Here is a 22,947-nt window from a genome sequence, read left to right as displayed (position 1 = left end):
CACTGGAGGCGCGTTGACCCCCACCGAACTTGCCCCCGCGTTCTTCCTAGCGGTCGTGGTCGTCCTGTTCACCTGCCGGCTCGTCGGGCGCCTGCTGCGCGCCGTCGGGCAACCCCCCGTCGTCGGCGAGATGGTCGCCGGCGTCGTGCTCGGCCCCTCGGTCCTGGGCGCGCTGCTGCCCGGGGTGGAAGCCGGGTTGTTCCCCCAGGAGCTGAGGCCCGTCCTGTACGTCGTGGGCCAGATCGGGCTCGTGGCGTTCATGTTCCGCGCGGGCTGGGAGTTCCGCATCGACCGGGTGCGCGGCGTGGCCCGCCCCGCCGGCGTGATCTCCGCGGCGGGCATCCTGGTGCCGCTGCTGCTGGGCGGCGCGCTGACCTGGTTCGCAGACGGCCGGGCCGACGTGTTCCCGGACGACGTCCCGCTGCTGGTGTCCGCGCTGTTCGTCGGCGTGGCGCTGGCCATCACCGCGTTCCCGATGCTGGCCCGCATCATCACCGAGCGCGGCCTCCAGGAGACCCGCTTCGGCGCCATCTCGCTCGGCGCGGGCGCGGTGGACGACGCGCTGGCGTGGGTGCTGCTGGCCGGGGTGCTCGGCATGGCCACCGGCGACGCCTGGCCGGTCGCCATCGCGGTGGGCGGGTCGGTGCTGCTGGCCGGCCTGCTGGTGGTGCTGCTGCGCTCGCACGGGCGCGCGGTCGTGCTGACCGAGCGGTTCACCGCGGAGAACCTGCTGCTGGTCGTGGTGGCGGTGCTCTTCCTGGCCGCCTGGTACACCGACACGATCGGCCTGTACGCCGTGTTCGGCGCGTTCAGCCTCGGCGTGGTCTTCCCGCGCTCGGAGGCCCTGGACCGGGCGGTGTCCGCGCTGACGCCGGTGGGCGCGCTGTTCCTGCCCCTGTTCTTCACCTACTCGGGGCTCAACACCGACTTCGCGCTGCTGGGCAGCGGGTCGCTGCTGCTGTTCACGGTGGCGTGCGTCGTCGTGGCGGTCGTCGGCAAGTTCGGCGCCTGCTGGCTCGCCGCACGCGCGGTGGGTGAGCCGCAGCCGGTGGCGCTGCGGGTGGGGGCGCTGATGAACGCGCGCGGCCTCATGCAGCTCATCGCGATCAACGTGGGCCTCGCGGCGGGCATCGTGACGCCGGCGCTGTTCAGCGCGCTGGTCGTGGTGGCGCTGGTGACCACCATCATGGCGACGCCGCTGCTGTCCCTGTTCGACCGCCTCGACCGGCGTCGCACCCGCGGCGACGTGCCCGAGCAGGTTCCCGTGGCGCCCGGCACCGCCTGATCCGTCTGCCTGGGCCGCCGTCCCGCGCGGGGCGGCGGCTCAGGCGACCGGTCCCCGTTCCGCGCCCTCCCGTTCGACGCCCTCGCGTTCAGCGCCTTCCGCGCCCACCTCCACGGGCGGCAGGAAGCCGACGAGCCGGGAGCGGCGGGCCAGCCGCCCGTAGGCGTCGCCGATCGCCTGCCGCACCACGTCCTGGTCGACGCGTTCGCCGAAGCGCCGCGCCACCTCCTCGGCCGCCTTGTCCAACTGCGCCTCGACGACGGTGTTCACCTGGCCCGCGTCCACCTCGTTCGCGGTCGCCCCACCGGCGTTCACCTGCTCCGCGCTCACCTGGTGCGGGACGCTCGCGCCACGCCCCGACAGTTCGTCCGCCACGGGTTCCTCCATCACGAAGACCACTCGGTTCCTGGTCGTCGGGTACCCGCGACCGGGTGCGGCGAACACACCCGGCCGGATGGACCGCAGGTCAGCGGCGGAAACGGGAGACGAGCCCGGCCAGGCCGGTGGGTCGCGGGCGGACGGGCAGCCTGCCGGAGACCACGTCGTCGAGCAGCGTGCCCACGGTCTCCGCCGCGCACGCCCGGTTCGCGCCGATGCCGCCGGACGGGCCGCGCTTGATCCAGCCCACGACGTACGCGCCGGGCCGCCCCTCCACCCGCCCGCCGGTGTGCGGGACGGTGCCGGCGGCCTCGTCGAACGGGAGGCCGGGCACCGGGGTGCCCCGGTAGCCGACCGCGCGGACCACCCGGCCCGCGGTGATCTCCACGTCCCCGTCCGGGCCGGTCACGCGCAGGCCGCGCACCTCCTCGTCGCCGACGACCTCCAGCGGCGCGGAGCGGAACCGCAGCACGACGCGCCGCCCGGCGGGCGGTGGCGCGGACCAGTCGACGGCCTCGCGCGGCACGTCCCGCAGCAGCCCGGCCTTGTCGGCGGGCGCGGCGGCGTCGATCGCCCGCAGCACCTCCGGGTCGTGCGCGTCGACCACCAGGTCCGCGCCGTCCCGCGCGAGCAGGGCGAGCAGCTCCGGCCTGGTGTACGCGGCGACGTCCGGGCCGCGCCGGGCGAGCAGCACGACCTCGCGCACCTCGCTCGTCCGCAGCCGGGCCAGCGCGCCGGGGGCGATCGCCGTGCCCGCGAGCGCGTCCGGGTCGGCGGTCAGGATGCGCGCCACGTCCAGCGCGACGTTGCCGGTGCCCACCAGCACGACCCGCTCGGCCGACAGGTCCACCGCGTCCGCCGGCACGTCCGGGTGGCCGTTGTACCAGGCCACGACGGTGGTGGCGGCGAGGCTGCCGGGCAGGTCCTCGCCGGGGACGCCGAGCGGGCGGGCCGCCGACGCGCCGACGGCGTAGACCACCGCGTCGTGCCGCGCGGCCAGCTCCGCCGCGGTGACGTCCCGGCCCACCTCGACGCCCAGCCGCAGCCGCAGCCGCGGGTGGGCGTGGAAGCGGGCGAACACCTCGCCGATCTTCTTCGTCGACGGGTGGTCGGGCGCGACGCCGTAGCGCACCAGGCCGCCCGCGACCGGCAGCCGGTCGATCAGCGTAACCCGGGCGTTGGTGTGCAGCAGCAGGTCCTCCACGGCGTACATGCCGGCCGGGCCGGTGCCGACCACGGCCACGTCCGGCGCCTTGAGGTCGCCGGGCAGGGCGCGGTCGAACACCGGCGGTCCCCACGCGTGGAAGTTCGGCGAGGGGTCGGCCGCCTCCGCGATCACGTCCCGGTCCGCGTAGTGCTCGGCGTTGATCCGGGCGTAGGGCCGCATCGCCGCGCTCAGGGCGTCCACCGGGAAGATCGCGTCGACCGGGCACGCGTCCGCGCACGCGCCGCAGTCGATGCACGCGCGCGGGTCGACGTAGAGCATCTCGGTGGTGCCGAAGTCGGGCTCGTCCGGCGTCGGGTGGATGCAGTTGACCGGGCAGACGGCGACGCAGGACGCGTCGTTGCAGCAGGTCTGGGTGATCGCGTAGGCCATGGTCGCCGTCAGATGAGGTTCGCGCGCCGGTAGAACGCCAGGGACGCCTTGGTGAGCAGCCCGCAGGAGTCGAGGAACTCCATCAGCCCGGCGCAGCTCGACCGCAGCATCGCCTTGTGGTGCTCATTGGCCCTGGCCTCGCGGATGGCGCGCTCGGCGTCCAGCCCGGCGTTGGCGTAGACCTCCTCGCTCACCATGCTGGTGACGATCGCGTACGACGCGCCGGCCACGACGAGCGCGTTGACCTGCCTGCGCAGCCGCCCGGCGCCCCTGAGCCGCTCGCGGGTCTCCTCGCGGGCGAACTTCATGTGCCGCGACTCCTCGACCACGTGGATGTTGTTGATGGTGCGCACGAAGGGCACTACCCGCTCGTCGCGCATCCAGTCGCGCTGCATGACGTCCAGGACCTCTTCGGCGACCAGGATGGCGGCGTAGGCGGCCTCGCCGAACGCGAGGGTCTTGAACGCCCGGCCCAGCTCGACCACCACCCGGCGCGGCCGGTACGCGGGGGCGCGCAGCTTCGCCGCGCCGCGCGCGAACATGATCGAGTGCCGGCACTCGTCGGCGATCTCGGTCAGCGCCCACTGGAACGCGGGGTCGGTCGGGTCCTTGGCGTAGAAGTCCCGCAGCACCATCTGCTGCAGGATCATCTCGAACCAGATCCCGGTGCTCGCCACGGACGCCGCCTCCTGGCGGGTCAGCTCGCGCTGCTGCTCGGGGGTCATCTCGTCCCAGTAGGACGTCCCGTACAGCGTGCTCCACTCCGGGCTGGCGCCGTGGTAGTCGGTGTCGAGCGGCGTCTCCCAGTCGACCTCGCGCACGGGGTCGTAGGAGAGCTGCTCGGACGAGTCCAACAACCTGCGCGCGACGGCCTGGCGGTCGGGCCGGGCCGCGTCCGCGTGGTCGTGGGTGTCGACGCTGGTCATGAGGGCTCCCTATGACTGATTGCCTGTTACCCGAGATTACTGTTACCAACGGTAACACACAAGTATCGGCCTCGGACCAGGCACGGGAGTTCCAGGTGAGGTGGCCGGGACGGGACCCGGCACCGCGCGCGGACGCGCCGGGCGTCACCCCTACGCGTGCGCGAGGACCAGCAGGCGCTGGTGCGCCCAGTCGGCGGGGCCGCCGTCCGGACCCAGGAACGCCACCCCGGCGAACCCGGCGTCGCGCAGCCACCGCTCGTACTCCGCGAGCCCCACCAGCCGCAGCGACCACGTGCACGAGCGCGTCCGCCCGTCCCGCACGAGGGTCCGCGCGCCGGTGATCCGGGTGCCGGCGGCGTCCAGGGAGACCTCGTCGAGCATCAGGTCGTCCCCGGCCCGGCGCAGGACGACCCGGTGGTTGTCGGCCACCGCCCTGGCGTGCTCGTGGACCGGGTGCACGGTGTCGATGAGCAGGCGACCGCCGGGGCGCAGCGACCGGCACAGGGTGCGCAGCACCAGGCGGCTGTCCTCGTCGTCGCCGTAGCCGAAGCTGGTGAACCACAGCAGCGCCGCGTCGTGCTCCGGTTCCGGCTCGAACCGCCGCAGGTCCGCCACCTCGAACGTGGCCCCGGTCCCGTCCCGGGCCGCGTCGGCGCGCGCCGAGGCGATCAGGGTCGGGCTGCGGTCGACGCCGTGCACGCGCACGCCGCGCGCGGCCAGCTCCCGCGCGACCCGGCCGTAGCCGCAGGCCGCGTCCAGCACGGACGCGCCCGCCCGCAGGCCCGCCACGCGCATCGCCAGGTCCGCCTCGGCCCGGTTGAACCCGCGCGGGTGGGAGTGGCGCATGAAGTGCTCGTAGTCGGCGTCGAACACCGCGTCCAGGTCGTCCTCGCCCATGTGCGCGGTCGCCGGGCGCCGCGCGGGTGCCCTGGTCGCCGCGGTCGCCGGGCGCTGCGCGGTCTGGGACATGCTGCTGCTCCGTTCTGCGGGCGGGGGACGGCGGGCCGTCGGACCACGCGTACCCCCGGGTCGGGCGGGCCAACGCCGCGCGGGCCGGCATTCCCCGTTCGTGCGACCCCGCGCCCCGGGAAATGCGGGCGCGGCGAGTGGTGCCCGCGTGCTACCCACCTGTGGTGGACCGAATGACCCTCAGCGCACTCGCGCACGCCGACCACCCCATCTCCGCGCCGCTCGACGACGTCACCGTCGCCGACCTGCTCGACCGGGCCGTGCACCGGCCCGACGCCCACCTGCTCGACCTCGGCTGCGGCGAGGGGGCGTGGCTGCTGCGCGCGCTCCAGGCGAACGACGCCGCCACCGCCGTGGGCGTCGACATCTCCGACGCCGGGTTCGACCGAACGCACGCCGAGGCGCTCCGCAGCGGCGTCGCGGACCGGTTGGAACTCGTCCGGCACGACGTGACGACCTACCGCTCGACGCGCCCGGCCGACGTGGTGCTCAGCGTCGGCGCGGCCTACGCGTTCGGCGCGGTGGCGCCCACCCTCGCCGCCGCCCGCCGCCACCTCGCGCCCGACGGCGTGGTCGTGTTCGGCGACTGCTTCTGGGAAAGCGAACCGTCACCGCGGGTGCGCGCGCTGATCGAGGTGGGACCGCAGTCGTTCACCGACCTGGCGTCGACCACGGCGTCCGTCGTGGCCGACGGCTGGACGCCCGTGCACGGGCACGTGAGCACGCTCGCCGAGTGGGACGAGTACGAGTGGAGCTGGACCGGGTCGCTCGCCCGGTGGGTGCTCGACCACCCCGACGACCCGGACCACCGGCAGGCGCTGGAGGTGTCGGCCGCGCACCGGGAGGACTGGCTCGGCGGCTACCGGGGCGTGCTGGGCTTCGTCGTGCTGGTACTGCGGCCCACGCCGCCCGGCGCGGGGTCGGCTGGAGCAGGGTCGGCCGGCGCGGGGTCGCCCGGCGCAGGTTCGCCCGGCGCAGGTTCGCCCGGCGCAGGTTCGCCCGGCGCGGGGCCGGGCGGCGCTGGGCCCTCCAGGACCGAGTAGACCAGCCCGTCGACCACGTGGTGCCGCACGAACCCGAGCTTCTCCAGCAGCCGGCCGGACGCGGTGTTGGCGTCGAGGTGCCGGGCGACGAGGCGCTCGGCGAACCCCCGGGCGAACACCTCGGCCACGACCGCCCGGGTGGCCTCGGAGGCGTACCCGCACCCCCAGGCGGCGGGCGCGACCCAGTAGCCGAGCTCCACCGCGGGCACGCCGACGCCCGACTCCCCCGACGACCGCTCGTTCACCGAGACGAGCCCGACCGCCGCGCCCGACCGGTCGTGCATCGACAACCACCCGTACCCGCACCGCCGCCAGTGCTCCAGGGCGGACTGGTGCTTGGTGCTCACGGTCGCGTCGTCCCAGGGCGTCCCGTCGCCGACGTACCGCACGACCTCGGGCAGCGCGGCGAGCGCGCGCAGCCCCTCCCGGTGCTCCGGCGCCCACCGGCGCAGTTCGAGCCGCTCGGTGCGCAGCCATGGTCCCGCGTTCGGGCCGTCCTCGATCAGGCCGTCCGGGGCCGGGTCGTCCGGGATCATGGTCCCATTGACGCACGACGTGCCGGTGCCGCGCGCGCCACCCCCGGGGGTCAGCGGTTCAGGGCCCGGTCCACCAGGGTGGCGACGGGCGCCTGGACGTGCCGGCCGTGACCGGGGACCAGGGTGTCGGCGGGCAGGTCGCGCAGGCCGGCGACGGCGCGCTCCACCCCCTCCTCCGACTCGTTGAACACCGCGGGCAGCTTCTGCGCGCCCGTGCCGAGCCGGGAGATCGGGTGGCCGGTGACCAGGGTGTCCCCGCTGAACAGCACGCCGGTGGACGGCATCAGGTACGCCGTGTGGCCCCGCGTGTGACCGGGCGTGGGCACGGCCACCAGCCCGCCCGGCACGTCCAGCGGCACGCCCGGCTCGACCGCGACCACGTCGTCCACCTTCATCTTCAGGTTCGCCAGGCCCACGGCGCGCACCGTGTCCGCGACCCACCGCACGCCGGCGACCCGCGTGCACTGCCGCAGCATCTGCACCGGCGTGATCTGCTCCAGGTACTCGCGCCGGGCGTGCCGCGCCTCCTCCGCGCCCGTCATCACCGGCGCACCGCACCGGGCGACCACCGCCGGGATGCCGCCCATGTGGTCGAGGTGGGCGTGCGTGAGCACGACGGCGGTCACGTCCTCCGGCCGTCGTCCCACGGCCTCGATCGAGGCCAGCAGCGCCCCGAGGTCGCGGGGGTACCCGGCGTCCACCAGGGTGAGCGACGAGCCGTCGTCGACCAGGGCCCAGTTCACGTTCGTGCCGGTGGCCACGTGCACGTGGTCGTCGATCCGGGTCAGCTCCACGGCCGCGAGCCTAGTGCGGCGATCACCGGGCCGCGGGGTGCCGGGTGGGGGCGGCCGGGTGCCCGGCCGCCCCCACCGGATCAGGCCGGGACGGTCCACCGCTGCCAGGTGTTGGCGTTGCAGTCCCAGACCTGGAGCCGCGTGCCGTTGGCGGTGCTCCCGCCGGGCGCGTCGAGGCAGCGGCCGGACTGCGGGTTGCGCAGCTGTCCACCCTGGACCTGCCACTGCTGCGCGCCGGAGCCGTTGCAGTCCCACAGCTGCACGGGCGTGCCGTTGGCCGTGCCCTGGCCGGCGACGTCCAGGCACTTGCCGAGGGCGCGCACCGCGCCGGACGCGGTCCACGTCTGCGCCGCCGTGCCGTTGCAGTCCCACAGCTGCACGGCGGTGCCGTTGGCGGTGGCCGCGCCGGCGACGTCCACGCACTTGCCGCCCACGCCGGTGATCGGTCCGCCGCGCGGGGCGGGCGCGGTGCCGCCGGGGACGGTGAACTCGCCCTGGTTGAGGACGCGCGGGTGGAAGTAGGCCGCCTGGATCTCGGCGTTGGTGTTGTCGCCGCGCAGCTGCTCCGACCAGAGCATGAAGTACGACCAGCGGGTCTGGGTGTCCAGCAGGGACGCGTTCGGCACCTTGCCCATCTCGGCGACCGCGATGGGCTTGCCGGCCGCGATGGCCTGGACCTGCTGGTAGTCGGCCTGGCTGGGGTGGGGCTTGTACCAGACGTCCAGCGACACCACGTCCACGTACTGCGCGCCCGGGTAGTAGGACGCCCAGCCGCCGGCCGGGTTGTCCTGCACGTTCCACACCCAGATCAGGTTGTCCAGGCCCTTGCCGACCAGGTGGTCGCGGGTGATCCGGTACAGCCGCGCGCCGCCGTCGGGGCCGGGCCGGTTGCCCCACCAGTTCCACGACTCGTTCATCTCGTGCAGCGGGCGGAACAGCACCGGCACGCCTGCGGCCTTGAGCTGCTGGAGGTAGGGCACGACCTCGTCCAGGCGGCGCTTCCACGCGGTGTTGAGCGCGGTGCCGTCGGTGACGACCTGCCTGAACTGCTCGGCCGAGATCTGCGTCTTGACGCCGCCGTCGAACTCGCAGGTGCTGCCGCCGGTGGGCGTGCACACGTGCCAGGTGAGGGTGACCAGCGACCCGTTGGCCCACTCGGTCTTGGCCTGGTCGACGACGCGCTGCCGGTTCGCCACGTCCTCGGCGCGGAACATCAGGTCGCCGCCCCACAGGCCGGGGTACTGGCCGGTGATGTCCTTGACCTGCTGCGTGTACTGGCCGGGCAGGCTCGCGGGCTCCTTGTTGTGCTGGCCGGAGACGACGGCGCGGCCGGTGATGGACGCCAGGTGGTCGAGCACCGCCTGGCGGGACGAGGCCGGGAACGCCGAGGTCTGCGGCGTCGCCGCGACCGCGAGGCCGAGCGCGGTCAGCAGGGTGGTCAGGACGGCCAGGGCGCGTTTCGGTATGGAGTGCACGTGCTCTCCTCTGGATCGGACTCCACGCAGGGGGAGGTGGAGCGTTCTACCGGAGCGGTGCGCACCGCCGAACAGGGATTTCCGGTGGGAGAACAGACCGGATAGGTCTGGACAACACGAAGTTAAGTGCCCCGGATCACAGTGTCAAGACGAGGAACTAAAACGCACTAGTACCGGTCGCGGCCGGGAGCGGTCACCGGCGCGGCGGCGCGGTGGAGCCCCGGGGGACGAGGCTCGGCACGTGCGCGCGGTGGACCGGGGGCGTCACGCCGGCCATCACGTCGAACAGCGTCCCGGCGGCCTGCGCGCCGAACGAGAACACGTCGTGCCGCATCGCCGACAGCGTCGGGCGGGTCAGCTGGCACAGCTGCGAGTCGTCCCACGCCAGCAGCGACAGGTCACCGGGCACGGACAGGCCGAACTCCGCCGCCACGCCCAGCGCCGCGACGGCCATGACGTCGTTGTCGAACACGATCGCGGTGGGCCGGTCGGCCGCCAGCAGCAGGTTCCGGCACGCCCGGCTGCCCTGGTCGGCGGAGAAGTCGGCCACGACGGTGCGCGCGTCCAGGCCCAGCTCCCGCGACACCTCGGTGAACGCCCGCGTGCGGATGGCGCTGTGCCCCAGCTCGACCGGCCCGCTGACCCGCGCGACGCGCCGGTGCCCCAGCGCGGCCAGGTAGCGCACGGCCTCCGCGACGGCGGCGGCGTCGTCGGTCCACACCGAGGTGAACGGCCCGGCCAGGCTCGGGTGCCCCACGACGACGGCGGGCAGCCCGATCCCCGCCAGCGCCGCGACCCTCGGGTCGTCCACGCGCAGGTCGACCAGGATGCAGCCGTTGACCCGCCCGCCCTGCCACCACTCGCGGTGGACCTCGACCTCCTCGTCGCCCTCCACCAGCCTCAGCAGCAGCGAGCACGAGCGGCGGCCCAGCACGCTCTCGATGCCGGAGATGAACTCCATGTAGAACGGCTCCAGCCCGAGCATCCGCGCGGGGCGCGCGATGACCAGGCCCACGGTGTGCACCGCGCGGCCGGCCAGCGAGGACGCGGCCAGGTTGGGCCGCCACCCCAGCTCCCGCGCGGCCTCCAGGATGCGCTCGCGCGTCGAGGCCGACACGCCGGGCTTGTCGTGCAGCGCGATCGTCACCGCAGACGGGGACACGCCGGCCAGCGCGGCGACGTCCTTGATCGTCGCCTTGCGCTCCCCGCCCGCCGCACCGACCCGTTCCACATTCGGCAACCTACCAGCGCGGACGACATTACTGTACCGTTTTAGTAGGTGTCGGCCGCAGGTCGGGTGCGTGGTCCGGCGGTACCGGGCCATGCTCGCCCGAGGCCGGAGCGGCGCGCATTGATACCTTCGGGGTATGACGTTCACGCTGGAGCAGCTGCGCGGGTTCGTCGCGGTGGCCGACGAGCTGCACTTCGGCCGGGCAGCGGTCCGCCTGAAGATGACCCAGCCGCCGCTGAGCAGGCAGATCCAGAAGCTGGAACGCGCGGTCGGCGCGCAGCTGCTGGTGCGGGACAACCGCCGGGTGACCCTCACCGCCGCCGGCCGGGTGTTCCTGGCCCAGGCGCGGCGGCTGCTCGCGCTCGCCGACGCCGCCCCCGAGCAGGCCCGGCGGGTGTCGTCGGGTTCCAGCGGCCTGCTCCGGGTCGGCTTCACCGCCGCCTCCACGTACGGCGTGCTGGGCGCGCTGCTCAACCGGCTGTCCGCCGAGCTGCCGGACCTCGACGTGGACCTGGCCGAGATGGCGACCCGGGAGCAGGTGGCCGGCCTGCTCAACGAGGAGGTCGACCTGGGCCTGGGCCGGCCGCCGTTCGACCGCGCCGCGTTCGGCTCGCGCCCGCTGCACCGGGAGGCGCTGCTGATCGCGGCGCCCGAGGGCCACCGGCTGCTCGGCGCGGGACCGGTGGTGACGGCGGCCGACGTGGGCTCGGAGCCGGTGATCATGCACTCGCCGACCCGGGCGCGCTACTTCTACGACCTCGTGGTCGGCGCGGTGCCGATCGCGCCGGAGAACACCGTGCACGTGGTCAGCCAGGTGCTCACCATGCTGTGGCTGGTGGCGGCGGGCCGGGGCATCGCGTTCGTGCCGGAGTCGGCGGCGCGGCTGTCCATCGAGGGCGTGGGGTTCGTGCGGCTGGCCACCGCCGTGCCCGAACCGGTGGAGCTGCACCTGCTGTGGCTGCGCGCGTCGGCCAACCCGGCGCTGTGGCGGGTGCTGGGCGTGCTCGGGGACGGCGTGCTCGGAGACGGCGTGCCGGTCAGGTGACGCCGGCCGCGAAGGCCCGCCATGGACGCTCGCCGTGGATGCCGTCAAGGTATTGAGCAATGCGAAACAACACTTGGACAGGCATCGTGGCGTGTTCCTACGGTGATCGGGACCCCACCGCCGCGCGCCGCCACGCGCGGCGGCCCCACCGGCCCTAGGACGCCGTAGCCGTGACGCTGATGCCCCCCGACGTTCTCGCGGACCGACTCAAGTCCGGTCTGCTGTCCTTCCCCGTCACCCACTTCGACGACGCGCTGGAGTTCGACGAGGCCCGCTACCGCGAGCACCTGGCCTGGCAGTCCGGGTTCGACGTGGCCGGCCTGTTCGCCGCGGGCGGCACCGGCGAGGGCTTCTCGCTGACCCAGGCCGAGGTGGACCGGGTGGTGCGGGTCGCCGTCGACGAGGTGGGCGGCGCGGTGCCGGTCGTCGCGCCCGCGACCGGCGCCACCGCGGTGGCGGTGGCCCAGGCGAAGGCCGCCCAGGAGGCCGGCGCGTCCGGCGTGCTGCTGTTCCCGCCGTACCTCACCGAGGCGAGCCAGCGGGGGCTCGCCGAGCACATCACCACCGTGTGCCGGGCCACCGACCTGGGCGTGGTCGTCTACAGCCGGGCCAACGCCGTGCTGTCCGACACCACCGTGGCCGAGGTCGCCGACCGCAACCCCAACCTGATCGGCCTCAAGGACGGCGTCGGCGACATCGAGCGGATGACCCGCACCTTCGCCAGGGTCGGCGACCGGCTGGTCTACGTGGGCGGGCTGCCCACGGCGGAGACCTTCGCGCTGCCGCTGCTCCAGCTCGGCGTGAGCACCTACTCCTCCGCGCTGTTCAACTTCCTGCCGGAGTTCGCGCTGGAGTTCTACGCCGCCGTCCGCGCCCAGGACCGCACGGCGGTCTACGGGATGCTCAACGACTTCGTCATCCCCTACCTCGACGTCCGCGACCGCGCCCGCGGCTACGCGGTGTCCATCGTCAAGGCCGGGCTGACCGCGGTGGGCCGCGACGGCGGCCGGGTGCGCCCGCCGCTGAGCGACCTCACCGCCGACGAGCTGGCCGAGCTGACCGAACTGGTGCGGAAGGTGGCGTAGTGGCCGGCACCCCGCCGCACCCCGTCCGCTGACCCCGGCCCCCTCCCGCGAAGGAGCGACATGACCGCCGTGCTCGACCGGATCACCTCGGTCACCCTGTCCTCGGTGACCCTCCCGCTGCCCCGGGGCATCAGCGACGCCAAGGTGCTCACCGGCAGGCAGCGGCCGATGACCGAGGTCGCCCTCCTGTTCGCCGAGATCCGCACCGAGGCCGGGTTGGAGGGCGTCGGGTTCTCCTACTCCAAGCGCGCGGGCGGGCCGGCGCAGTTCGCGCACGCCCGCGAGGTCGCGCCCGACCTGATCGGCGAGGACCCCAGCGACATCGGCCGGCTGTGGACGAAGCTGGTGTGGGCGGGCGCGTCGGTGGGCCGCAGCGGCGCGGCCACCCAGGCGCTGGCCGCGATCGACGTGGCGCTGTGGGACCTCAAGGCCAAGCGGGCGGGCCTGCCGCTGGCCAAGCTGCTGGGCGCGCACCGCGACTCGGTGCGCTGCTACGACACCTCCGGCGGCTTCCTGCACGAGCCGGTCGAGCGGCTCAAGGACAACGCCACCCGCGCGCTGGGGTCCGGCGTCGGCGGTGTCAAGATCAAGGTCGGCCACCCCGACCGGGCGGAGGACCTGCGCCGGGTCGCCGCCGTCCGCGAGCACGTCGGCGACGGCGTGCCGCTGATGGTCGACGCCAACCAGCAGTGGGACCGGCCCACGGCGATGCGCGTGGGCCGGGCGCTGGAGGAGTTCGACCTGGTGTGGATCGAGGAGCCGCTCGACGCCTACGACGCCGAGGGCCACGCCCGGCTGGCCCGGTCGCTGGACACCGCCATCGCCACCGGCGAGATGCTCACCAGCGTCGCCGAGCACTACGAGCTGATCCGGCAGGGCTCGGTGGACGTCCTCCAGCCCGACGCGCCGCGCATCGGCGGCATCACCCAGTTCCTCAAGCTCGCCGCGCTCGCCGAGCACCGCGGCATCCAGCTCGCGCCGCACTTCGCGATGGAGATCCACGTGCACCTGGCCGCCGCCTACCCGCTGGAGCCGTGGGTGGAGCACTTCGACTGGCTGCACCCGCTGTTCGACGAGCGCCTGGAGATCAGCGGCGGCCGGATGCACCTGTCCGACCGCCCCGGCCTGGGCATCACGCTCAGTGAGCGGGCCCGCGCCTGGACCGTCGACCGCGTCACCGCGGAGCTGCCCAGGTGACGGTGCGGGTGGTCGCGGCGTGAACGCCGTGCTGGGCGGTTTCGCGGCCCTGGTGGCGGTCATCGCGGTCGGGTGGCTCACCGCCCGCACCGGCGTCCTGGGCGAGGGCGCGGCCGGGGTGCTGTCCCGGCTGTCGTTCTACGTCGCGACGCCCGCGCTGCTGCTGCTCACGCTCGCCGACGCCGACCCGTCCGCGCTGTTCTCGCCGACCCTGGTGGCCACGGCGGGCAGCGCGGTGCTGTGCGGGCTGCTCTACGCGGTGATCGGGTGGTGGCGGTGGCGGGTGCCCGCCGCCGAGCTGGCCACCGGGGCGCTGGCCACGTCCTACGTCAACGCGGGCAACCTCGGCGTGGCCATCGCGGTGTACGTGCTCGGCGACGCGTCGATCGTGGCGCCGGTGCTGCTGTTCCAGGTGCTGGTGCTGGCCCCGGTGGGGCTCACCGTGCTGGCCTCGTCGCACGGCCGGGTTTCGCCGCTGCGGCTGCTGACCCAGCCGCTGCGCACGCCCGTGGTGCTCGGCTGCGCCGCCGGGCTGGCGCTCGCGGGGACCGGCTGGGAACTGCCCGCCCTCGTGCTGCGGCCGGTGGAGCTGCTGGCCGGGCTCGCCGTGCCCGCCGCCCTGCTGGCCTACGGCACGAGCCTGCACGGCGCGCCGCGCCCGGCGTCGGGCGAGGCCGCCGGGCAGGTGTGGCTGGCCGTCGCGCTGAAGGCGGTGGTGCAGCCGGCGGCGGCCTGGGCGCTGGGCCGCTGGGTGCTCCGGCTGGACGACGCGGCCCTGCTGGCGGTCACCGTCACCTCCGCCCTGCCCACCGCGCAGAACGTGTTCGTCTACGCCACGACCTACGACCGCGGCAGCGAGCTGGCCCGGGACGTGATCCTGATCAGCACGGTCCTGTCCGTCCCGGTCCTGGTGGGGGTCGCCCTCATGCTGGGTGCGTGAGGGCCCCGGCCCCCGGTCACCGCGCGTGGCACAGGTCACCGGCTAGCTATAGGTCAATAGCTATCGTTTTATAGGTACTCTGTCCCGGTGACCGACAGCACCGAGTTCGCCGTCGTCCTGAACGACCTGCACCGCGTGGTCGACCGGCGGATGTCGCGGGACTTCCCGCACCCCAAGCCGCCGGAGAACCAGCTCGCGCTGCTGCGCCTGGTCGGGGCGCGCGAGGGGATCACGGTCCGCCAGGCGGCGGACGTCCTGCTCATGCAGCCCACCAACGTGAGCACGCTCGTCTCCCAGCTCGTGGAGGCCGGGATGCTGACCCGCGTCCAGGACGAGCAGGACCGCCGGATCGCGCACCTGCACGTCACCGACGAGGCGCGGACCCGGATCGGCGAGGCCGACGCCGCCATGGGCGACGTCCTGGCCGAGGGGCTGCGGCGGATGGACCCGGCGCAGGCCGACACCGTCCTGCGGGCGCTGCCCGCCCTGGCCGCGCTGCTCGACGCCCTGTCCTGACCCGCGCCCCGTCCTGACCGGCACCCTGCCCTGCCCCGGGCCCTGTCCTGACTCGGGCCCTGTCCTGTCCTGGGCCCTGACCCGGGCCTTGCCCTGCCCTGACCGGCGCGCTCGCCCGAGCGGTCCGGTCACACCGTTGAGAACCACGTTCGAGAGGGAACACCCGTGCACGACACACCCGTCCTGGCCGACGCCCGACCGGAGGCGGCACGCGAACGACCCGGCCCGCGCAACAACCCGTGGTGGACCCTGGTCGCCGTCGCGTTCGGCCTCTTCATGGTCGGCCTCGACGGCAGCGTGGTCGCCATCGCCAACCCCTACATCGGGCAGGACCTGAACGCCTCGCTGGCCGAGCTCCAGTGGGTGACCAACTCCTACCTGCTGGCGCTGGCCGCCGCGCTGATCCTGGGCGGCAAGCTCGGCGACCGGTTCGGCCGCCGCACGTTCTTCCTGGCCGGCCTGGTCCTGTTCACGCTCGCCTCGGTGGCCATCGCCGTGGTCGGCTCCACCGCGGGCGTCATCGTCTTCCGCGCGGTGCAGGGGCTCGGCGGCGCGCTGATGATGCCGAACACCCTGGGCCTGCTGCGCGCGGTCTTCCCGCCGCGGAAGTTCGGCGCGGCGGTCGGCATCTGGGCCGCCGTCTCGTCGGTGTCCACCGCGGCCGGCCCGATCGTCGGCGGCCTGCTCGTGGAGCACGTGAACTGGGAGTCGGTGTTCCTGATCAACGCCCCGATCGGCGTGGTCGGGCTCGTCGTCGGCCTGCTGGTGCTGCCGGAGAGCAAGGACGGCACGGGGCACCACCGGTTCGACCTCCCCGGCCTGGCGCTGCTCGCACTGGGCATGATCGCGATCGTCTACCCGGTCGTGCAGAGCGAGAGCTGGGGCTGGGCCTCGCCGAGGACCATCGGCCTGCTGGTGCTCGGCGTGGCGCTGCTGGCCGCGTTCGTCGTGGTCGAGAACCGGACGGCGCACCCGCTGCTGCCGATGCGCCTGTTCCGCAACCCGTCGTTGAGCGTGGCCACCGCGGTCACCGCGGTGAACTTCTTCGTGCTGCTGGGCTCGATCTTCTTCCTCATGCTGTACCTCCAGAACGTGCGCGGGCACGGCCCCGTCGAGGCCGGTGTGCTCACCCTGCCGCTGAGCCTCGCGTCGATGGTCGCCAGCCCGCTCGGCGCGGCGCTGACCGACCGGTACGGCCCGCGCCTGACGCTCACCCTGGGCATGGTGCTCCAGGCGGGCGCGTCGTTCGGCCTGCTGGGCCTCGGCGTCCACTCCGGCTACGCGACGATGTGGCCGTGCTTCCTGGCCCTGGGCCTCGGCGTGGGCATGGTGATGGCCGCGTCGTCGGAGGCGATCGTGGGCAACGCCCCGGTGCGGGACGGCGGCGTCGCCGGCGGTCTCCAGGCCACCGCGCTCCAGGTCGGCGGCGCGCTCGGCACGGCCGTGCTGGTGTCGGTGCTGGGCAGCCGGGTCGGGTCCACCCTGCACGACTCCTTCCTGTCCGCCGGGGTGCCCGCCGCCCTCGCCGACGGGCTGGGCGAGGCGGGCGACGCGGTCGCGATGGGCGTGACCCCGGTGCTGCCGGGCGTCACGGCGGAGGTGCAGGCCGCGGTCCGGGAGGGCGCGGCGCAGGCGTTCGTCTCCGGCATGCACGTCGCCGCGCTGGTCACCGGCGGCCTGTGCCTGGTCGGCGCGGTGCTGTCCGCGACGATCGTGCGCCGGGGCGGCAACAGCGGTGCCGGGGTGCCCGCCGTGCACTGACCACCGGAGGGTCGGCCGCGTCGTGCACCTGCCCGGCGGGTTCCGCGCAGGACCCGTGACGGCGTGCCCGCGCCGGCGGGCGACCTGGTCGAATGCGGCCATGCCGTTCACCGGGTCGCACGTCGCGGCCGTCCTCCCGCTGGTCCGCTCCCCCTTCGTCCCGTCGGCGCTGGTGGCCGGGTCCGTGGCGCCCGACCTGCCGTTCTTCGTGCTGCTGCGCCCGGCCGGGGTCGAGTACACCCACACGTGGTGGGGCGTGGTCCTGGTGGACCTGCCGATCGCCCTGGTGGCCCTGGCGGTCTACCGGGTGCTGCTGTTCGAACCGGCGCTGGCCCTGGCCCCGGACGCGGTGCGGTCGCGCCTGGCGCACCTGCCCGCGCCGCGCTTCGGGGTCGCCCTGGTCGGCTCGGCGGTGCTGGGCACCCTGACGCACCTGTTCTGGGACGGTTTCACGCACGCGACCGGGTGGGCCGTCGCCCTGCTCCCCGGGCTGAACGCGGTGGTGGGGTCCCAGCCCCTGCACCAGTGGGGCCAGTGGGGCAGCACCGCGGTCGGCGGGCTGGTGGTGGCGGTCTGGTGCCTGCGGCGGCTCTCCGCGCTGCCCCGGCGACCGGTCCCCGCCCGCCTCGCCCCGCCGGCCCGCCCCCTGCTCCCCCGCGCCGCCGTGGTGCTGTCCACGGCGGTCTTCGCGGGCGTCGCCACCGAGGGGTCCGCGGTGGAGGACGTGCTGGTCGGCGTGTCGATCACGGTCACCACGGGCGCGGCGTGCGGCCTCGCGCTGTACGGGCTGTGGCGCCGGGCCGCCCGCCTGGTGGCGCGCGGTCCCGCTGCCGCGCCGCCCGCCCCGGTTCCGCGGGACCGGAGCGGTGGGCGCCGCCTAAGGGTTACCGAGGGTGGGCGTCCCGACCCGCTGTCTGGTGCGCGACCGGACCGCACTGCATGATGTGCGGTGTGAGCGAGGCGAACTCCCGGTCATCGGCGGACGACGACGGGACCGGTGACGGCGTGGTGGTGCTGCGCCTGAGCGGCGAGATCGACATGTCCAACAGCGACGACCTGCGCGACCGGGCCGTCGAGGCGCTGGACGGCGCGGCGGCGGCGCTCGTGCTCGACCTGTCCGGGGTGACGTTCTTCGCGTCGTCCGGGCTGGCGGCCCTGGCCCAGCTGCGCCGGCGCGGCGTGGAGTCGGGGCGGCGGGTGCACGTGGTGGCCAGCCGGAACGTCCGCCGCACGCTGGAGCTGACCGCGATGTCGACGCTGCTCCCCCTGCACGACGAGGTCGAGGACGCGGTCCGGGCGGCGTCGCGCGGGGCGGGGTCGGCGTGACCGGCGCGGTCGGCACCGGGCTCGTCGGGCGGCGGTCAGGTGGGTGACCCGCGCGCCCTGCCGGTGTCGGACCCGCTGGTGATCGCCCTGGACGGGGTGGCGCCGGCCCTGTCCGACATCAGGCGGAAGGCAGCCGCCTTCGTCGACGGGCTGGACGAGGACAAGGTCGGCGACCTGCTGCTGGTCGTCACCGAGCTGGTGAGCAACGCCTACGACCACGGCCTGCGCGCGCTGGAGGTGCGGTTGACCGGCGACGCGGACTCGGTCCGGGTCGAGGTCGACGACGAGTCGCCGGACCGGCCCGTGCTCGGGCACTCGCGGCTGGGCGCGACGCGCGGCAACGGCCTGCGCATGGTCCAGACGCTGTGCGTCGACTGGGGCGTGACCTGGCGGGACCGGGGCAAGACGGTGTGGGCCGTGCTGGCCCGCGAGGACGCCTGACCGCCGGCGCGGGTCAGGCGGTGGGCGACCGGGGCGCGGCGCGCAGCCCGAAGTGCAGGTACGGCGTGCCGTCGGGCAGTTCGTAGAACACCGCGGGCACCCACGGCTCGGACTCGGCGGCCCGCCCGGCGAACACGCCGTCGGCCACCGGGACGAGGTCCAGCTCGACGTCCCGGGTCAGGTGGGCCAGCTCGCTCGTGTTCTCCGCGCGCAGGTGCAGGACTCCGCCGCCGTCGGTGACCCGGACCTCGTAGCCCAGCCGCGAGTACGTGCCGACGTGCCGCGCGACGTCCACCACCGGCGGTTCGTCGGGCGGCGCGAAGCGGGGCACGTCGACCCCGGCCAGCTCGCCCAGCAGCTCGGCGAACAACGACTGCTGCACCGCGGCGGGCACGCCGCCGTTGGTGAGCAGCACGACCGCCACCCGCGCGTCCGGCACGACCCGCAGGTACGCCCGCTGCCCGATCGTCGCGCCGTCGTGGCCGACCGCGGGACCGCCCGCCCAGTCGTAGACGATCCACCCGAGGCCCCAGTGCGTGCCCGACCACGGGTCGGGCACGCGCACCTGGGGTTCGCGCATCACCGCCGCGTGCCCGGCGGGCAGCACCCGCGTGCCGTCGGGCGCGACGCCGTCGTCCAGGTGCAGGCGGGCGAAGCGCAGGACGTCCGCCGCGGTGGCGCAGATCGTGCCGGCGGGCCCCGCGGCCCGGGTGAGGCCCCAGACCGGCGCGGGCACCTGCTCCTCCCCCGCCTCGCCGAGGTGCCCGATCGCCGTGCGGAACCGCAGGGCGTCCTCGGGCAGCGTCGTCGTGGCGTGCGCGCCCAGCGGGGCGAGCAGCCGGTCCCGCAGCGCCGCGTCCCACGTGCCGCCCGTCAGCACCTCGACGATCCGGCCGAGCACCGAGTACCCGCTGTTGCAGTAGGACATGGTCGCGCCCGGCGGGTGGGTCCACCCGAGCGCCGCGCAGGCCGCGACGTACTCGGCCAGGCAGTCGTCGCCGCGCCCGGTGTCGCGGAAGAAGTCCCCGTCGATGCCGCTGGTGTGGGTGAGCAGGTGCCGGGGCGTGACGGCCGCGGTCGTCACCGGGTCGGCGACGGCGAACCCCGGCAGCACCGAGACCACCGGCTCGTCGAGGTCCAGCCTGCCCTCCGCGACCAGCTGGAGGACCAGCGTCGCGGTGTAGACCTTGGTGATCGACCCGACCTGGAACAGCGAGTCGGTCGTCGCCCGCACGCCGGTGCGCAGGTTCAGCACGCCGGTGGCGCACTCGTGCACCTCGTCGTCCACCAGGACCGCCAACGACGCGCCGGGCACGCGGTGCTCCGCGCACAGCTCCGCCAACCGCTCCCGCCAGTGCTCGACGTCCATGACTCCCCCGGGGTGCCTCGACGATCGCCGCTGTACGCAAGGTACCGATCACCGGGTCACCCCGGGGTGGAGTCGCGGTCAGCCGTACGCGCGCAGCTCGTAGACGCGGGCGGCCACCTCCGCGGTCTGGGTGGGCACCAGGACGTCGAGGCGCACGTGGCGGCCCGACACCCCGGCGACCGGGTGCACGGTGGTGGCGGCGGTGTTGCCGGCGATGTCGACCACCCGGGTCCACCGCACGCCGTCGTCGGACACCGAGAGGGTGAACGCCCTGGTGGTGAAGGAGGCCGGTTCGCCGCCCGCTTGGGCGTGGTCGACCTCGAACCGGCCGATCGCCCGGGTCGCACCGAGGTCCACCTGGAGCTTCGCGCCGGCCACCGACGAGCAGAACTTGTCCGCGTTGCCACCGCCGACGCCGCCGTTGACCGCCTTCTCCGGCCCTTCCGACGCGCCGCACGACGGCGTGCCGGTGGCGGGCCTGCCGAGCGCGAGGTTCGCGCCGGCGCCGGTGAGGTGGTCGACGACGAGGTTGTCGAAGGAGGCTTCGGCGTTGAACACCCGCACGCCGTTCGCACCGGTGCGGTGGGTGGCGTCGGTGACGCTGATCCTGGGGGTGGCCAGGTCGTCCACGTACACCCGGATCGACGCGCCGGCGGCCGTCACCCGCAGGCGGTGCGCCTTGCCGGGCACCACGGTGACGGGCGCGGACGCCAGCGGGGTCCAGGTGCCGTCGGCCCGGCCGAGGACGACCCGGCCCGCCGCGCTGATGCCCGCGTAGTAGCCGCGGTAGGCGTCGGCGCCCACGCCCTCCCCGGTCACCCGGAACGCGACGCCCGCGTCACCGCCGCCCGAGGTGATCGTGACCTCGGTGTCCTGGGTGAAGTCGCTGAAGTCGGTGTCCAGCAACGCTTTTCCGCCCGGCGAGCTGCCCGCCCGGAACCGGCCGCCGGTCGCCGACCACGTGCCGCCGAACGTCCTCCAGCCCAGCGCGTTGCCGTCGGCGAAGTCGTCGTGGACCTCCATGGCGACGCGGCGGATCGTGCCGTCGGCGTTGAAGTGCAGGCGGTCGTAGGCGAGTTGGCGGTGGTTGCCGTCGGTCTCCCCGAGCGGCCTGCGGTGGTAGACGACGTACCGGATGTCGGTGCCCGGCACGGTGAGCACCGAGTTGTGCCCCGAGCCGCGGGCGACCGCCGGGTCCTGCGCCAGCACCTCGTCCAGCTTGGCGAACGGCCCGGTCGGCGAGTCGGCGATGGCGTACGACACCGAGTAGTCCGGGCCGGTCCAGCCGCCCTCGGACCACATCAGGTAGTACCGGCCGCCGCGCTTGAACATCTGCGCGCCCTCGACGTAGCCGGACGGCGTGATCTCCTTGAAGGTGGTGCCGTCGGCGAACGTGCCGAGGCTGACCATGTCGCGGTTGAGCTTGACCACGTTCGCGTGGCCCCAACCGCCGTAGTACATGTACGCCTGACCGTCGTCGTCGATGAAGACGTCCTGGTCGATGGGCTGCGCGCCGTTGTGGAACGCGTCGACCAGGGGCCTGCCGAGGGCGTCCCGGTAGGGGCCCTCGGGGCGGTCGGCGACGGCCACGCCGATGCCGCCCGTCTCGGAGTCGTTCTGGATGTCGTTGGCGGCGAAGTAGAGGAAGTACCTGCCGTCGCGCTCGACCGGGGCGGGCGCCCACACCGCGTACTCGGCCCACGGCACGTCCGCCGTGGTCAGCACGTCGGGGTGCTTGGTCCAGCGGACGAGGTCGGTGGAGGAGAACGCGTCGAGGTGGGTCTGCTCGGCGTAGGGCGCGGAGGTCGTCGGGAAGACCCAGTACCGGCCGTCGTAGACGGCGACGTCCGGGTCGGCGTACCACCCGTCGACGAACGGGTTGCCCGACTCGGCCGTGGCGTGGTCGGGGACGGCCGCCCCGGGAAAGGTCGTCGCGGTGGCGGTCGTCGCGGGGACGGCCGCTGCGGTGGTGGTCGTCGCGGTGGCGGGCGCTGCGGTGGCGGGTGTCGGGAGCACCGCGGGGACGCCGCACACGAGCAGGGCGGCGAGGACCCGGGCGGCGAGGCGGGTGGGCGCGGTCGGGAGAGCGGTCATCGTTGGCAGCTCCAGCAGGGCGAACAGGCTCCAACAGAAACGAACATCCTCACCCTGAGGGTGCCGGGCGCGACACGGTCCCGCAAGGGTGAAACCGTGTCGTTCCAACGATGTCGTCCCGGCCGTTCCCGGGAACCGCGCCCGTCCCGGCCCGGCTCGCCGCAGCTCATTCTCGGTACCAGTGCGTTTCTGCGTACTTCTGGTCGGTTGTGCACGCCGCTCCCGGCCCGATCACCCTCGGTGACACCCGGACGCGGGTCGCGCCTATGATCCACCGGGTGACCGCCTACGACTTCGACGAGTTCGACCACCTGGACGCCTCGGTCCTGCCGGAGCGCCAGCAGCGCATCCTGGTCGTGATCCGGGACTGGGTGGTCCGGCACGGCTACTCGCCGAGCACCCGCGAGATCGGTGAGGCGGTCGGCCTGCGCTCGTCGTCGTCGGTGTCGAAGCACCTGGCTGCCCTGGAGGACAGGGGTTTCCTGCGCCGCAGCACCAGCATGTCCCGCCCGATCGACGTGCGCGCGTTCCTGCGCGACCCGTCCGCCGAGCGCGCGGCGGCCGACTCGGTGCCGGTGCCGGTGGTCGGCGACATCGCCGCGGGCGCGCCGATCACGGCCGAGGAGCACGTGGACGACGTGCTGAACCTGCCGCGCGAGCTGACCGGGCGCGGCACCGTCTTCGGCCTGCGGGTGCGCGGCGACTCGATGGTGGACGCGGCCATCTGCGACGGCGACATCGTCGTGGTGCGCCGCCAGGAGGAGGCCCACTCGGGCCAGATCGTCGCCGCGATGATCGACGGCGAGGCCACAGTGAAGGTCTACCGGCGGCGCGGCGGCCACGTCCTGCTGGAGCCGCGCAACCCGGCCTACCCGGTGATCGACGGCGACGAGGCCGTGGTGCTGGGCGCGGTCGTGTCGGTGCTGCGCAGCGTCTGAG

At 74.4% G+C, this 22,947-nt stretch carries 21 protein-coding genes and 1 pseudogene; 12 read left to right on the top strand and 10 right to left on the bottom strand.

The window, feature by feature from the left end; all coding sequences use genetic code 11:
- Positions 1-13 precede the first annotated feature (13 nt).
- Positions 14-1,285 carry a cation:proton antiporter domain-containing protein gene (locus tag ACRAKJ_RS16495; protein WP_438923052.1) on the top strand — a complete coding sequence of 424 codons (1,272 nt, stop codon included), beginning with the start codon at positions 14-16 and terminating at the stop codon, positions 1,283-1,285.
- Positions 1,286-1,324: 39 nt separating this feature from the next.
- Here the strand turns inward: ACRAKJ_RS16495 and ACRAKJ_RS16490 are convergent, their stop codons facing one another.
- The 4 genes from ACRAKJ_RS16490 to ACRAKJ_RS16475 form a co-directional block, all read right to left on the bottom strand.
- Positions 1,325-1,660, bottom strand: coding sequence for a hypothetical protein (locus ACRAKJ_RS16490; protein WP_438923051.1), 336 nt, complete (start codon positions 1,658-1,660; stop codon positions 1,325-1,327).
- A gap of 91 nt (positions 1,661-1,751) precedes the next feature.
- Positions 1,752-3,260, bottom strand: a complete 1,509-nt coding sequence (locus tag ACRAKJ_RS16485; protein ID WP_438923050.1) for an FAD-dependent oxidoreductase — start codon at positions 3,258-3,260, stop codon at positions 1,752-1,754.
- Positions 3,261-3,268: 8 nt separating this feature from the next.
- On the bottom strand, positions 3,269-4,186 hold the full coding sequence (locus ACRAKJ_RS16480; protein ID WP_438923049.1) for a diiron oxygenase: 918 nt from the start codon (positions 4,184-4,186) through the stop codon (positions 3,269-3,271).
- 150 nt (positions 4,187-4,336) lie between these two features.
- Positions 4,337-5,155, bottom strand: coding sequence for a methyltransferase domain-containing protein (locus ACRAKJ_RS16475; protein ID WP_438923048.1), 819 nt, complete (start codon positions 5,153-5,155; stop codon positions 4,337-4,339).
- A gap of 122 nt (positions 5,156-5,277) precedes the next feature.
- Here ACRAKJ_RS16475 and ACRAKJ_RS16470 point away from each other — a divergent pair.
- Positions 5,278-5,742: pseudogene (locus ACRAKJ_RS16470) on the top strand (SAM-dependent methyltransferase); the annotation flags it as partial.
- A gap of 272 nt (positions 5,743-6,014) precedes the next feature.
- On the opposite strand, the gene ACRAKJ_RS16465 reads toward ACRAKJ_RS16470, so the two are convergent.
- From ACRAKJ_RS16465 to ACRAKJ_RS16450, 4 genes are all read right to left on the bottom strand, one after another.
- The gene (locus ACRAKJ_RS16465; RefSeq protein WP_438923047.1) at positions 6,015-6,734 is read right to left on the bottom strand and encodes a GNAT family N-acetyltransferase; all 720 of its coding nucleotides are present in this window, start codon (positions 6,732-6,734) and stop codon (positions 6,015-6,017) included.
- 50 nt (positions 6,735-6,784) lie between these two features.
- Complete coding sequence (locus ACRAKJ_RS16460; protein WP_438923046.1) at positions 6,785-7,528, bottom strand: MBL fold metallo-hydrolase; 744 nt, start codon at positions 7,526-7,528, stop codon at positions 6,785-6,787.
- Between the two features lie 80 nt (positions 7,529-7,608).
- Complete coding sequence (locus tag ACRAKJ_RS16455) at positions 7,609-9,003, bottom strand: glycosyl hydrolase (RefSeq protein ID WP_438923045.1); 1,395 nt, start codon at positions 9,001-9,003, stop codon at positions 7,609-7,611.
- Between the two features lie 193 nt (positions 9,004-9,196).
- Positions 9,197-10,234 (bottom strand): substrate-binding domain-containing protein, encoded by a 1,038-nt coding sequence (locus tag ACRAKJ_RS16450; protein ID WP_438923044.1) that lies wholly within the window; start codon positions 10,232-10,234, stop codon positions 9,197-9,199.
- 136 nt (positions 10,235-10,370) lie between these two features.
- On the opposite strand from ACRAKJ_RS16450, the gene ACRAKJ_RS16445 reads away from it, so the two are divergent.
- The 9 genes from ACRAKJ_RS16445 (at position 10,371) to ACRAKJ_RS16405 (ending at position 18,545) form a co-directional block, all read left to right on the top strand.
- On the top strand, positions 10,371-11,279 hold the full coding sequence (locus ACRAKJ_RS16445) for a LysR substrate-binding domain-containing protein (protein ID WP_438923043.1): 909 nt from the start codon (positions 10,371-10,373) through the stop codon (positions 11,277-11,279).
- 170 nt (positions 11,280-11,449) lie between these two features.
- On the top strand, positions 11,450-12,364 hold the full coding sequence (kdgD, locus tag ACRAKJ_RS16440; RefSeq protein ID WP_438923042.1) for a 5-dehydro-4-deoxyglucarate dehydratase: 915 nt from the start codon (positions 11,450-11,452) through the stop codon (positions 12,362-12,364).
- 60 nt (positions 12,365-12,424) lie between these two features.
- Complete coding sequence (locus ACRAKJ_RS16435) at positions 12,425-13,561, top strand: L-talarate/galactarate dehydratase (RefSeq protein ID WP_438923041.1); 1,137 nt, start codon at positions 12,425-12,427, stop codon at positions 13,559-13,561.
- Between the two features lie 19 nt (positions 13,562-13,580).
- Positions 13,581-14,501, top strand: a complete 921-nt coding sequence (locus tag ACRAKJ_RS16430) for an AEC family transporter (protein ID WP_438923040.1) — start codon at positions 13,581-13,583, stop codon at positions 14,499-14,501.
- Between the two features lie 87 nt (positions 14,502-14,588).
- Positions 14,589-15,017, top strand: coding sequence for a MarR family transcriptional regulator (locus tag ACRAKJ_RS16425; RefSeq protein ID WP_438923039.1), 429 nt, complete (start codon positions 14,589-14,591; stop codon positions 15,015-15,017).
- Between the two features lie 165 nt (positions 15,018-15,182).
- The gene (locus tag ACRAKJ_RS16420; protein ID WP_438923038.1) at positions 15,183-16,778 is read left to right on the top strand and encodes a DHA2 family efflux MFS transporter permease subunit; all 1,596 of its coding nucleotides are present in this window, start codon (positions 15,183-15,185) and stop codon (positions 16,776-16,778) included.
- Between the two features lie 100 nt (positions 16,779-16,878).
- Complete coding sequence (locus tag ACRAKJ_RS16415) at positions 16,879-17,721, top strand: DUF4184 family protein (protein ID WP_438923037.1); 843 nt, start codon at positions 16,879-16,881, stop codon at positions 17,719-17,721.
- Positions 17,721-18,104 carry an anti-sigma factor antagonist gene (locus ACRAKJ_RS16410; protein WP_438923061.1) on the top strand — a complete coding sequence of 128 codons (384 nt, stop codon included), beginning with the start codon at positions 17,721-17,723 and terminating at the stop codon, positions 18,102-18,104. Before ACRAKJ_RS16415 ends, ACRAKJ_RS16410 begins: the two co-directional genes overlap by 1 nt.
- A gap of 39 nt (positions 18,105-18,143) precedes the next feature.
- Positions 18,144-18,545: an ATP-binding protein gene (locus tag ACRAKJ_RS16405; RefSeq protein ID WP_438923036.1), complete on the top strand. Its 402-nt coding sequence runs from the start codon at positions 18,144-18,146 to the stop codon at positions 18,543-18,545.
- 13 nt (positions 18,546-18,558) lie between these two features.
- Here the strand turns inward: ACRAKJ_RS16405 and ACRAKJ_RS16400 are convergent, their stop codons facing one another.
- Together ACRAKJ_RS16400 and ACRAKJ_RS16395 are read right to left on the bottom strand one after the other, a co-directional pair.
- Entirely contained in the window at positions 18,559-19,914 is a 1,356-nt protein-coding gene (locus ACRAKJ_RS16400; protein WP_438923035.1) for a serine hydrolase, read from the bottom strand.
- Positions 19,915-19,992: 78 nt separating this feature from the next.
- The gene (locus tag ACRAKJ_RS16395) at positions 19,993-22,008 is read right to left on the bottom strand and encodes a family 43 glycosylhydrolase (RefSeq protein ID WP_438923034.1); all 2,016 of its coding nucleotides are present in this window, start codon (positions 22,006-22,008) and stop codon (positions 19,993-19,995) included.
- 278 nt (positions 22,009-22,286) lie between these two features.
- Between ACRAKJ_RS16395 and lexA the strand changes: the two genes are divergently transcribed.
- The gene (gene lexA, locus ACRAKJ_RS16390; protein WP_438923033.1) at positions 22,287-22,946 is read left to right on the top strand and encodes a transcriptional repressor LexA; all 660 of its coding nucleotides are present in this window, start codon (positions 22,287-22,289) and stop codon (positions 22,944-22,946) included.
- The last annotated feature ends 1 nt before the right edge of the window (position 22,947 follow it).

Source organism: Saccharothrix sp. DSM 118769 (genome assembly GCF_052936295.1).
Note: the sequence above shows the minus strand (reverse complement) of the source record. Positions and strands in the feature narration are given on the sequence as shown.

Bases quoted from the DNA above. Each gene is read 5' to 3' on its own strand.
- ACRAKJ_RS16395 (WP_438923034.1), bottom strand. From the start codon at position 22,008: ATGACCGCTCTCCCGACCGCGCCCACCCGCCTCGCCGCCCGGGTCCTC.
- ACRAKJ_RS16410 (WP_438923061.1), top strand. From the start codon at position 17,721: ATGTGCGGTGTGAGCGAGGCGAACTCCCGGTCATCGGCGGACGACGAC.
- ACRAKJ_RS16465 (WP_438923047.1), bottom strand. From the start codon at position 6,734: ATGATCCCGGACGACCCGGCCCCGGACGGCCTGATCGAGGACGGCCCG.
- ACRAKJ_RS16480 (WP_438923049.1), bottom strand. From the start codon at position 4,186: ATGACCAGCGTCGACACCCACGACCACGCGGACGCGGCCCGGCCCGAC.
- ACRAKJ_RS16435 (WP_438923041.1), top strand. From the start codon at position 12,425: ATGACCGCCGTGCTCGACCGGATCACCTCGGTCACCCTGTCCTCGGTG.
- ACRAKJ_RS16415 (WP_438923037.1), top strand. From the start codon at position 16,879: ATGCCGTTCACCGGGTCGCACGTCGCGGCCGTCCTCCCGCTGGTCCGC.
- ACRAKJ_RS16400 (WP_438923035.1), bottom strand. From the start codon at position 19,914: ATGGACGTCGAGCACTGGCGGGAGCGGTTGGCGGAGCTGTGCGCGGAG.
- ACRAKJ_RS16445 (WP_438923043.1), top strand. From the start codon at position 10,371: ATGACGTTCACGCTGGAGCAGCTGCGCGGGTTCGTCGCGGTGGCCGAC.
- ACRAKJ_RS16485 (WP_438923050.1), bottom strand. From the start codon at position 3,260: ATGGCCTACGCGATCACCCAGACCTGCTGCAACGACGCGTCCTGCGTC.
- ACRAKJ_RS16475 (WP_438923048.1), bottom strand. From the start codon at position 5,155: ATGTCCCAGACCGCGCAGCGCCCGGCGACCGCGGCGACCAGGGCACCC.